This window comes from Candidatus Cyrtobacter comes (assembly GCF_034470605.1).
Classification (GTDB): Bacteria; Pseudomonadota; Alphaproteobacteria; order Rickettsiales; family Midichloriaceae; genus Cyrtobacter; species Cyrtobacter comes.
Map to the genome: position 1 here is coordinate 1 of NZ_JARGYT010000040.1, position 10,501 is coordinate 10,501.

The window sequence follows — 10,501 nt, forward strand, 5'->3', positions numbered from 1 at the left end:
TTCGCTAAACTCAAAGAAAATCGACGCTTAGCATTACGATTTGAGAAATCCGATCTCTCTTTCCTTGCCTTTATAGCTTTAGCATCTATTAAATACAACCTTTGTTAACAGTGCCTAACCATTCATTATCACTATCCACGGCTAAGGTATCATTTGCCATATTCCAGCTTTAGCCCATCTAATAAATCTTTTATGAACTGTAGGCCATTTGCCATATTCCACAGGAAGCGCTCTCCATGGCCCACCAGTTCTGGCAACACACATCACTGCTCTTATAAATCCACGGTTATCGTATCCTCTACGTCCTCTATCTCCACTTTTCCCAGGTAAAATATCTTTAATAATTTCCCATTGATCATCCCTCAAGTCATATAACATTTTAGCCTCATAATGAGTTGCTAAAATAGCAGCACATAAAAATCTTAAATGTCGACACTACCTAAAGCGTCATAAAAATTTCTAAAAGGACTTTAATAGGTCGTTGGCTAAGCTGTTTTGTTTGAGGTGATATCTAATACATAGCTGTGCTAATTCAATTCAAATAGCTAAAGCGTCATAAAAATGGCACATGATTAATTTTGAAAATGTGTTAGTTATCATTGGGTTAAGTTTAACAAAATTACTGTTTATGTAATCATTTTATACCGCTATAGCTATTTGACTGGCTTTCCTGCTTTCACATAGGGTTTTATAACTAAAGCCGTCTCATTAAGCGCTATTTGATGCCAAATTCATGAGCGATATCTTCGGATCTAGCATGATTCTTGAAATAAAAGGTTCAATTTGGTTGTCTCTCATATAGCCCTTTATTGGATGCTTGCGTATAGTCAATAATTGGTTGTTATACTTAGCCTTTTCCAAACTGTAGTCTAAATTGTCATCTAGCTACTATAATTCCTTTAATGACCCTCAAGCTAAGTGTTAGTTCTAAATATCAATATCAAATAGTTAATCTTCCTTAATATACTAGGCAAAAATATAATAAGAGTGCTGATAATCAATAAAAGGAGGACTATTATAGTATTATTTTTTGAATAGCTCTATAAAAGCCCACCATAAAGACTAAATATAGCCTATAATATGCCACCAAACATAGCCTACAGAGGACCATACAAGTATATGCGCCAGGCTTATGATAAAACCATTTTTCCACCAATTTCCTGCGCTCACAACACCGGATGAGAAAAATATAGGTGCTGATGATATGCCATAGTGTGTCAAGCATGCAGAAAGATTGGCAAAAAAGCTAAGTATTATGCATGCAATGAACGGATTAAGCCCTACTTTAATAAGCGCAAGAGCAAATGTTGTATACATTATTGATGAATAAACTGTAATGCTGGCAAAAAAGTAATGCATGTAAAAGAAAACAAGCAAAAGCAATGGTATAGCAAATTGTGTTTGTTGTGATGAGAAAAAATCGGAAAAAATACCGCCAATCCATGGTGTGACCCCCTTACTGCTTAGAGCATCAGACATTGCTATAAATCCACCGAACCATATAAATGTTCTCCATGCTATACTGCATGATCCAGCATCTTCCATGCTCATCACGCCAGTTAATACAAGGATCAAAAAGCCAAGAATTGCAGTTGTAGCATGTCCTATACCTATAACATCCGAAAGTATCCAAAATGTTACTAAAAAAACTAATGTGCATAAAACTATTTTTTCATTAGTTCTAATTTTACCCATCTTGGCCAATTCTTCTTGTGCTAATCTAGATGCAGATTTCACATCAGAGATATATGGTTTTATCAAGAATTGTAAGATTGTAGGTAATATTAAAAGGCTAATTATTCCAGGAACAAACGCTGCCAGAGCCCAGCTAGTCCATGTTATATTTACACCGATGCTTTGAGCTAGGTTTACTATCAGAGGGTTTCCAGCCATTGCCGTTATAAACATAGCACTTGTAATCACATTAACGTGAAAACAAAGCTGAACTAGATATTTTGAAACGTTCCTATTATTTGAATTATGTTCATATTTATCTATGAGTGCTTGCGCTATTGGGTATACTATTCCGCCACCCCTAGCTGTTGCACTTGGTGTTACTGGAGCAACAAAGAGTTCTGTTAATATCAATCCATATGAGATCCCAGTTAAACTGCCACCAAGTTTTGAGATAAAAAAGAAAGCTGCTCTTTTTCCTATGCTTGTACTTATAACAGCTCTAGAGATGAAGAATGCAAACACAACAAATATTACTATTGGTGTGCCAAACCCAAATAATGCTTCATTTATTGTTAGGGTTTTTGTGACGACCGAGATTGCCAAGCTCATTAGAACTATAAGTTCCATAGAGGCGGATGTGAATATTATTGCAGCAATGGTGCCTATAAATATAATCAATAACTTCCACGAAGAGGGAGATAGGCTAACTGGTGGCTGAGTGAAAAACAACAATATCGCGCATATAGAAAAAATTAGAGTTGTGCTTATAAAATTTTTTTTCATCTTCATAGTACTAACACACAATTATCAGATAACCATATTACTTTATGCAACATAAGACCTTCCAGACATATAATTTTGCGCACAAGATACACGTTCATAAAAAAATCTCCTGCTAATTACGACTAATTTATGAATAATTTAGAGCCTTTTATGAAGGAAAAGTTTCAAATTAAGATAACATGTTGTAAAATAAATACCATATATAATGGTTCAATATGTTTTTCAGATTATAATAAGGGCTTCTTTTTCAAGGAAGAATATTATGAAGCCCAAAGATTAGGCTCGGTAAGTAGCGTATCTAAATCACGTGATGTAGAGCATGATAATTTTGAGATTAGGGTCTTTATGTATGATAAAAATGAAAGAGAAATCGAGGTATTTTCATCGCTGATAGAGGGTGGTTCGGTAGATATATTTACTTTAGATGAGGCGCTTACAGAAGAAAAAAAAATACAAAGTGGTATAGTATCACAGATCAAAATGTCGGATAAAGTACTTTATATTACGGTATATGGTATAGGGAGCTTGCTACAAAGGCCGTTGACTGAAGCTTATTCTTTGAATTGTAGAGCAATTTTTGGAGATCATAGATGTAAATTTGACAGGTCTAAAATGGCTTTAAAAGGGCAAATTGAGGAGGTTTTAGGTAAAAACAAGTTTAGAATTTTAGAAAATATCACAAAACAATATAATAGTGTTAAGTTTATATCTGGTAATAATGCTGGGCGAGAAATTGAGATAGATTCTATAAATGGATCCAATATTACGATAATTTTAGATAATTTACTGTTTAGTACAGGTGATATAATTGAACTGATGCCTGGCTGTGATAAATCTATAAAAACCTGCTCATCTGTTTATAAGAATGCGCTAAATTTTAGGGGGGAGCCACATATCCCAACTGTACGTACTATACTTAATAAATCATAGAGGAACTAATAGAATTTAATATCAGATTAATCTAAACAATTAGTGCTTGTGTTACCGCATATAAACCGCACATACATTTCAAAATTATTGAAATGGCATGAAATGTATTAACTAAATTAAGGGCAATAAAAAGCCATACCTAAGAATCATTAATGCACACGAAGATATCATCTTGAGCAGAGTTGTTATGCCCTATTGCTAGTTCTTCTGTGGTGTTAGTGTATAGAGCCATCATCTTGATCATGTTTATGCCCTATTGCTAGTTCTTTTGTGGTGTTAGTGTATAGAGCATCATCTTGATCATGTTTATGCCCTATTGCTAGTTCTTGATTAGGCCCACCTCCTAGGCTATTATTAACAAAGTCTAATAAAAGTTCTGTAGTGGGTGGATTATTCTCCCATACATCTAGTGCATCTAAAGCCTTAGGATCGCCTCCCATATCTTGAATGCGCTTCTTTGCAAGATCTTTTAATGTATTCCAATGTACAATATTTGCATGATCGGATTTCCCTGTTAAAAAAATATCCCTGAAGCAATCCCATGAGCATCTAACAGCAGTTTTGAACCATAAGTTATGCTCCCAAAAGTACTGCATATTCCTTACGTGCATAGCTGAGCATTCAGTTGCACTGTTTAGATGTTTGAGTACTGAATCATAAATAGTTGTATTATCGGCATTTTTTGTACATACAGATAGGATTTCCTTTAACTTTTCGAAAATTATATGATTTTCAAAGAGTAACCTAGCGTTATCTTGAAAATCTTTAATATGAAATATTGTGCTGATTACAGTATCTTGGGTTTCTTGACATCTAGGTTCATTAATTGCATCACGTAGCCGTGTGAGGGCTAGCATGCATGCAAAATACTGGCTAAGTGAATCGTGGCAATATTGTAATGTAAGACTCAGGCAGTGAAATCCTATATCTTTATCGTTCAAAAGCTCTGGATGTTCAGTTATTAACTTATGAAACTTCTGGATATTTATGGTTGATTTGCCATTAATATCTTTTGCGAAACATTTTTGTAATTCCAGATATAATTCGCTGAAGTTGGACTCTGTTTTAATACGATTTTTGATTCGGGTGTTTTTTGAAATTGCATCAATTATATCGGCAATGCTAATCAACGCGGACTCTGATGTTAGATTATTTAAAGAGTAAATAATCTTTTCCAATTCTTCTATTGTGGTGAGGGCTGGTTCTTCGGAGATAGGTTTATCAGTTTTACTAATCCCAGCCCTTGTTCCATCTTGTCCATTTAATCCTTGTTCTGTGAGGAGGGCTGGTTGTTTGGTAATAGGTTTATCAGTTTGACTAACAGCCGCCTTTGTTCCATCTTGCTTCTTTAGCTCCTGTTCTGTGAGGAGGGCGGGTTGTTTGGTAATAGGTTTGTCAGTTTTACTAATCGTCTTATTTGTTTCATTTTGCTTCTTTAGCTCTTGTTTATTTTGGGTTGCTTGATCATTATCTGATGAGTTGCTCCCTGCAGAGAAAAAACTTTTTACTTTTCCATACACATCCCAAATAGAAGAAAATACTCTAAATAGTATTTTGGTAATGATACCAGGATTTGGTTGGTATATAGTATGTGTGTAGGTACCATTTGCATCCAGTGTATGTATATGACGAAACTTACCAAGGAGCTTTGATAAAAAGCCATTGTCTTCTATTGTTGTAGTCATTTTACCTTGAGTATTTTCGTGAGTGATTTTGTACTGCTGATTACTGCCTTTGGCATACTCGTGCAGTGCCATCATTCTCTCTTGCTTTGATGCTTGTGGATTAAGTGCGCGCCATGATTCTTTAAATAGCACAGTCATAATTAGTAAATAAACGGAACATGCGCTTTTAACTATCTATATATTACCTGTTATTCAACTGAATATATATCAAAAGTAGTAATAAAAGTTAAGGATTACTGTTAATAATTATGCGCCAACTAAGCTAATTTGGTTTATGAGCTTATTATGTAGGATTGGTGATATAGTGATTTAAGCTGAATTAACATAACAAAGGCTGTAATATAGGCGGTATTATCTATCACCTCAAATTAAAATAGCTATATATATGTCTAAAGCTGTATAAAATAATTACATAATAAGTAAATTTGTTATACTTAACTCAATTATAACTAAAATTTTTTCAGAATTTAGCCACATAACTTCTTTATGACGTTTTTGTTCAATAAATACTAATTGGCTGTATTTTTGGGTTTTGAGAGGCAATATTCTAGAATTTCTTCTTCTATTTTCTCCATTTTAAAATCAATATCTTCTCTTGAGACCTCCACTAAATTGTTATCAATGATTATGAGGCATGGAATATCTCCTACTCCGAATTCCGCCGCCAGTTTTCTATGTGGATCTACAAATAGTGGTAGATTATTTATCTTCTTTTCTCCATATAGTGAGATTAATTCTTGTGGGTCTTTAAAATCAATGCTTATTGGTAATACTTCCATATTGGTTATATCATCATAAACAAATCTTTTTTTCATCGATGAAAGTTTTTCCAAAAAATCTACGCAATCTAACCTCCAACTTGCCCAAAAATATATTAAAAGTACTTTGCCCTGAAAATCTTTGAGCTGGTATTCATTATTAGATTCATCATATATTTTCAAATTTGGTAATTTTAGATTATTGAAGCTAAGTGTTGGTTGTTCATGAAGTGCAAAAGATGTTGTGCAAAAGAATAAGAAGCAGACTATAAATTTTTTTATATCCATTTCCTTTTCTTAAAGAATGCATAAGGGAGCACCGCAGAGATTATCATAACTGAAATAGAAATAGGATAACCAATTACTGAATGTAATTCTGGCATATTTACAAAGTTCATTCCGTATACACTAGCTATTAGGGTAGGTGGCATAAATACTACAGACGCAACTGTAAATATTTTTATTATCATATTTTGCTCAACGGATATCATACCAAGTGTGGCATCTAGAAGAAAAGAGTTTCTTTGAGAAAGGAAATTTGCATATTCATTAAGTGAGTTTACCTCTCTTGTTATATGCCTTATTCTAAGCTTATTTTCTTTTGAATGGCCGATCTCTGTTTCAATTTGACTGAAATATAGTAGCATTCTATTGATGCTCATCAAGCTCTCTCTATTTTTTGATATTGTATTACCAGTTTGTCCTGTTTTTCTGATTACAGCATTATAGTCAGAAGAAACGTTCGTGCTTCCAGTGCTACCCTTCTTAAAAACAGAATCTAACAATCTATCTAGTTCATTACCAACGGTTTCTAAAGTCTCGGCAGTTTTATTCACTATTACATCTAGCATATGAATAACCGCAATTTCAGGAGAGCTACATATCATAGGTGCGCGCATCACTCTTGATGAAAACGCTGCTAATGTAGGAGTTTGAGTATACCTTAGTGTTATAACAAACTTATTAGTTAATATAAATGTTACAGCTATGCCTCTAAAATTATCACCTGCTGTATTTTGTAGATCAGTGATTGTCATATAATGGCATTCCTCTTCCTTATAAAAAGGGCTCATGACTTCTATCTTATTTACTTCAGCTCGGCTTGGTATATTGATATTTAACTTCTTTTCTAATCGTTGTTCTTCTTCTAAAGATGGATTTTCCACATCTATCCATGTGGTGCCAGCTGGAGGGGCGCTAGAAGTACTAATATCAAACTTCTTAACTACATTTCCCTCATATACATATGCAGTAATCATGAAAAAACCTAAAAATTTTTATATAAACTTGAAGTGAGTCATACACCCTGGTATTAGGTTTGGTATCGGCTAAAATACTATATAATAAAATTCGATAAATAAACCCCTAAAAATAGAGTGAATATATGTTGCATAGCAGATTTTTTGTTTTAGATATAGAGACAATACCGGATATTTTATCAGCAAGAAGGCTTCTGGTTGATTATGAATCAAGCGATGTAGAAATAGAAAATAAGATTATTCAATATCATTTAGATATTACTGGTGGGAAAAATGCCTTTTTAAGGCAGCCATTCCATCAGGTTGTTTGTATAAGCTTCTTAGAAGCTGAGATACAATATGAAGGTGAATATGAGTTTTATAAGATAAAACAGCTTAGATCTGGTGGAAATTTAAATTCTAGCGAAGCTGATTTGATACGTGGATTTTTTGATTATTTGTCATCACCAATAGCAAGGCTAATTACATTTAATGGCAGGAGTTTTGATATACCAGTACTAAAGTATAGAGCGATGATTCATGGTGTGCAGGCAGCGTGGTTGCATAGAAGTGGGGATAAGTGGAATAGTTATAATAGTAGGTATAGTGTTAATTGGCATTGCGATCTTGTGGAAGCACTTTCTGATTTTGGGGTATCTGCACGGGTTAAAATGAATGAGGTATGCGCTGCTTTAAATATACCTGGTAAGCTAGATACAGAAGGTTCTATGGTAAGGGATATGTATTATGATGGAAAATTAAAGGAAATCAGAGATTATTGCGAGCTAGATGTGCTTAGTACGTATCTTATATATATAAGATATATGCATCATGTTGGTATTTTAAAGAATTATCAAGTGCATATTCAAGATGTCATAGATTTTTTAAATGTAGAGCAAAAAGAGAGGGGTAATTTGAAGAATTTTTTAGAAGAAATGGGTAAACTTGGTTATGATACAGAAGCAAGCCATAAGAGATTATAAGCTGCGCGAAAGGCGGGCATTAAATGCTGTGGTAAGGAATAGTTTATCATCTATAATAGCAGAAAATGCCTTGCTTTTTATAAAGAATTTTGGCCTTACTTCAGTTGCTGGTTATTACCCAATAAATGGTGAGGTAGATATATTATACATGCTGAAACAGTTATATACGGAGGGGTATGAAATTTCTTTGCCGGTTATAGATTCAGATGATAGGCTCAAGTTCCGATTTTGGGATGCTGTAAATTTAACAGAGGGGAAATATGGGATAATGGAGCCAAGTAAAAATTTTCAGATAACGGTTCCAGATATTATTCTCACCCCGCTTGTGGCCTTTGATAGGTGTTGTAATAGAATAGGTTATGGTAAAGGGTACTATGATAGATTTTTCTTTAACAGCAATAGCTATAAAAAGATAGGTATTGCTTATTCGTTTCAGGAAGTAGCAAGTATTAATATCGAGGAGTATGATGCAAAAATGGATTGTATCATAACCGAGAACTCAATTGTGATTAGATAATCATAGGTTGTGGTTCATGATTAGTAAGTTTCGGTATATATAGCAAAATGATTACATAAAAAGTAATTTTATTAAACTTAACACAATGATAATTAAAGTATTTACAATGTTAATAGAGTAACTATTTTATGACGCTTTAGCTATAATTTAATTTTGTATTTCTTGAGCACACGGCAAAATAAAATGACCTTTAAAATCGTTTGACAGTTTTTACTTATTCGGCCGTTATTAGGTCTTGTTGGCTTTGTGATTTAATTTGAGTGAGCTCATGATTCGTATAGTTTTATATATTTATTATTGGTTGTAAATTTTGTAATTCTGTATATTTAATTATTTGATTCAGTGTATTTTTTACAAAAAATATACTGATCTGTAATTAGATTGAGGTATTTTTATATATGTTTTGGGGAAAATTTAGGGCATGTGGTGTTTCAAAGCAATTTGTTTTAGATGCAGAGATTGATCAAAATTTTTTTAGCGATGGTAGGATTTCTTTTAAAAAGTATCTGAAAGACAATCATGTTGGTAAGCGAATTCAAATTCCTGAGATTGCCGCTCATTTGAATATACTATTCCAGATTAGATTTTGGGAGTGCATTAAGAAGAGTTATCAGGGTGATAGTGATGCTGTTAAATTTACTGTTACCGGAGGAGACGGCGGCCGTATTATCATTTCTCCTTTACCAGAGGGTTTTTGCGCTAAGGCGTTAGGCTTTTTTGGTATTAAATATGGTGCAGAATTTTATTCTAGTGGTATGGGCGTCACCTCTCGTAATATTAATGATAAAGATGTGTATTTACCATATGCTAATTTGGCTCAAAAAAGTGTAATAACCTGCCCATTTTTTATTAAGGGTGCTCTGTGGTCATTCGGTCTAGTGTTTGGACAAGATAGGGTTGTTCAGTTTTTTGAATGGTTATGGGGTGCTAAGGGTAGTTTTACTTTTCCGGAATCAGAATCTATATCTAAATTTAAGGTTAAGCATACCGAATCTTTAGGGGCTATACTTGAATCAAGTATTGGTAAGATTTTTGAGGCTAATCAATTTACTATAGTTGAAGATGAAATGCTTAGTAGCATTATGGATTCTGATTTCACACTCCCTGTTACAGCCAAGGCAAGCGACGAAGTACCACTAGCAGTTGATAATGATGCTGCTAGTTATGCTGGTAGTGATGCTGGTAGTGGTGCTAAAGAACTAGGTGACCCACAATCCGCACCAGGTGACACACTCGCTATCGGCGGTGCCGGTCACGTCGGATAGCCACATTTAAGCAAAATAATCCCATCTAAGCAGTATTACTTTGATACTTAAGGTATTATTTATATATAGGTGGTGTATTTTAGGTGGCATAGATAACATGTAGTAATATCGCTATGCCACTCAGCTTAGATTGCTATACTTAGTAATTTAATTCATTTTTTAAAAATAATTCGGTATTTTTATATATGTTTTGGGGAAAATTTAGGGCAGGTGGTGTTTCAAAGCCATTTGTTCTAAGGAGAAAGATTGATATAGATTATAGTAATAATAGTAGGGTTTCTATTGCAGGATATGCTAACGAATCTCAAGCTATTAATGACCATGGGCCCCCGAGATTTTCTGGGTTTATTAACTCTTTAAATCTATACTTCAATATAGAATTTTGGAAAGCCGTTAGAAATAGTGATCATATCGATGTTACTGTTACCGGCAAGAGTGTTATTATTTCTCATTCACCGGAGGGTTTTTGCGCTAAGGCGTTAGGCTTGTTTGGTATTAAATGTGGTACAGAATTTTATTCTAGTGGTATGGGCGTCACCACTTATGAGATTAGGCACTGTTAACAAAGGTTGTATTTAATAGATGCTAAAGCTATAAAGGCAAGGAAAGAGAGATCGGATTTCTCAAATCGTAATGCTAAGCGTCGATTTTCTTTGAGTTTAGCG

Annotated in this window: 10 protein-coding genes; 5 read left to right on the plus strand and 5 right to left on the minus strand. The window is 33.9% G+C overall.

Translation table 11 applies throughout. The features are described 5' to 3' along the window. Window positions 1–141 precede the first annotated feature (141 nt). Window positions 142–378, minus strand: a complete 237-nt coding sequence (locus Cyrtocomes_RS03490; protein WP_322497510.1) for a transposase — start codon at window positions 376–378, stop codon at window positions 142–144. Window positions 379–1,062: 684 nt separating this feature from the next. Beyond that, on the minus strand, window positions 1,063–2,460 hold the full coding sequence (locus tag Cyrtocomes_RS03495; protein ID WP_322497819.1) for a DASS family sodium-coupled anion symporter: 1,398 nt from the start codon (window positions 2,458–2,460) through the stop codon (window positions 1,063–1,065). A 150-nt stretch (window positions 2,461–2,610) separates the two neighbouring features. On the opposite strand from Cyrtocomes_RS03495, the gene Cyrtocomes_RS03500 reads away from it, so the two are divergent. Then, window positions 2,611–3,390, plus strand: a complete 780-nt coding sequence (locus Cyrtocomes_RS03500) for a phage BR0599 family protein (protein WP_322497820.1) — start codon at window positions 2,611–2,613, stop codon at window positions 3,388–3,390. 215 nt (window positions 3,391–3,605) lie between these two features. On the opposite strand, the gene Cyrtocomes_RS03505 is transcribed toward Cyrtocomes_RS03500, so the two are convergent. The 3 genes from Cyrtocomes_RS03505 to Cyrtocomes_RS03515 form a co-directional block, all read right to left on the minus strand. Beyond that, window positions 3,606–5,213 carry a hypothetical protein gene (locus Cyrtocomes_RS03505; RefSeq protein ID WP_322497821.1) on the minus strand — a complete coding sequence of 536 codons (1,608 nt, stop codon included), beginning with the start codon at window positions 5,211–5,213 and terminating at the stop codon, window positions 3,606–3,608. A 371-nt stretch (window positions 5,214–5,584) separates the two neighbouring features. Then, window positions 5,585–6,121 carry a TlpA family protein disulfide reductase gene (locus Cyrtocomes_RS03510; protein ID WP_322497822.1) on the minus strand — a complete coding sequence of 179 codons (537 nt, stop codon included), beginning with the start codon at window positions 6,119–6,121 and terminating at the stop codon, window positions 5,585–5,587. Continuing rightward, window positions 6,112–7,092, minus strand: a complete 981-nt coding sequence (locus Cyrtocomes_RS03515; RefSeq protein ID WP_322497823.1) for a magnesium transporter CorA family protein — start codon at window positions 7,090–7,092, stop codon at window positions 6,112–6,114. Before Cyrtocomes_RS03515 ends, Cyrtocomes_RS03510 begins: the two co-directional genes overlap by 10 nt. A 125-nt stretch (window positions 7,093–7,217) precedes the next feature. Between Cyrtocomes_RS03515 and Cyrtocomes_RS03520 the strand changes: the two genes are divergently transcribed. From Cyrtocomes_RS03520 to Cyrtocomes_RS03535, 4 genes are all read left to right on the plus strand, one after another. Beyond that, complete coding sequence (locus tag Cyrtocomes_RS03520; protein WP_322497824.1) at window positions 7,218–8,054, plus strand: 3'-5' exonuclease; 837 nt, start codon at window positions 7,218–7,220, stop codon at window positions 8,052–8,054. After that, the gene (locus tag Cyrtocomes_RS03525; protein WP_322497825.1) at window positions 8,023–8,571 is read left to right on the plus strand and encodes a 5-formyltetrahydrofolate cyclo-ligase; all 549 of its coding nucleotides are present in this window, start codon (window positions 8,023–8,025) and stop codon (window positions 8,569–8,571) included. Before Cyrtocomes_RS03520 ends, Cyrtocomes_RS03525 begins: the two co-directional genes overlap by 32 nt. A gap of 398 nt (window positions 8,572–8,969) precedes the next feature. Continuing rightward, window positions 8,970–9,836 carry a hypothetical protein gene (locus Cyrtocomes_RS03530; RefSeq protein ID WP_322497826.1) on the plus strand — a complete coding sequence of 289 codons (867 nt, stop codon included), beginning with the start codon at window positions 8,970–8,972 and terminating at the stop codon, window positions 9,834–9,836. A 185-nt stretch (window positions 9,837–10,021) separates the two neighbouring features. Further along, window positions 10,022–10,399: a hypothetical protein gene (locus Cyrtocomes_RS03535; protein WP_322497827.1), complete on the plus strand. Its 378-nt coding sequence runs from the start codon at window positions 10,022–10,024 to the stop codon at window positions 10,397–10,399. Window positions 10,400–10,501 lie beyond the last annotated feature (102 nt).

What these genes read in the sequence shown, in the direction of transcription:
- Cyrtocomes_RS03490 (WP_322497510.1), bottom strand. Translation starts at nt 378, where the DNA reads ATGTTATATGACTTGAGGGATGATCAATGGGAAATTATTAAAGATATT.
- Cyrtocomes_RS03500 (WP_322497820.1), top strand. Translation starts at nt 2,611, where the DNA reads ATGAAGGAAAAGTTTCAAATTAAGATAACATGTTGTAAAATAAATACC.
- Cyrtocomes_RS03505 (WP_322497821.1), bottom strand. Translation starts at nt 5,213, where the DNA reads ATGACTGTGCTATTTAAAGAATCATGGCGCGCACTTAATCCACAAGCA.
- Cyrtocomes_RS03535 (WP_322497827.1), top strand. Translation starts at nt 10,022, where the DNA reads ATGTTTTGGGGAAAATTTAGGGCAGGTGGTGTTTCAAAGCCATTTGTT.
- Cyrtocomes_RS03525 (WP_322497825.1), top strand. Translation starts at nt 8,023, where the DNA reads ATGATACAGAAGCAAGCCATAAGAGATTATAAGCTGCGCGAAAGGCGG.
- Cyrtocomes_RS03520 (WP_322497824.1), top strand. Translation starts at nt 7,218, where the DNA reads ATGTTGCATAGCAGATTTTTTGTTTTAGATATAGAGACAATACCGGAT.
- Cyrtocomes_RS03515 (WP_322497823.1), bottom strand. Translation starts at nt 7,092, where the DNA reads ATGATTACTGCATATGTATATGAGGGAAATGTAGTTAAGAAGTTTGAT.
- Cyrtocomes_RS03495 (WP_322497819.1), bottom strand. Translation starts at nt 2,460, where the DNA reads ATGAAAAAAAATTTTATAAGCACAACTCTAATTTTTTCTATATGCGCG.
- Cyrtocomes_RS03530 (WP_322497826.1), top strand. Translation starts at nt 8,970, where the DNA reads ATGTTTTGGGGAAAATTTAGGGCATGTGGTGTTTCAAAGCAATTTGTT.
- Cyrtocomes_RS03510 (WP_322497822.1), bottom strand. Translation starts at nt 6,121, where the DNA reads ATGGATATAAAAAAATTTATAGTCTGCTTCTTATTCTTTTGCACAACA.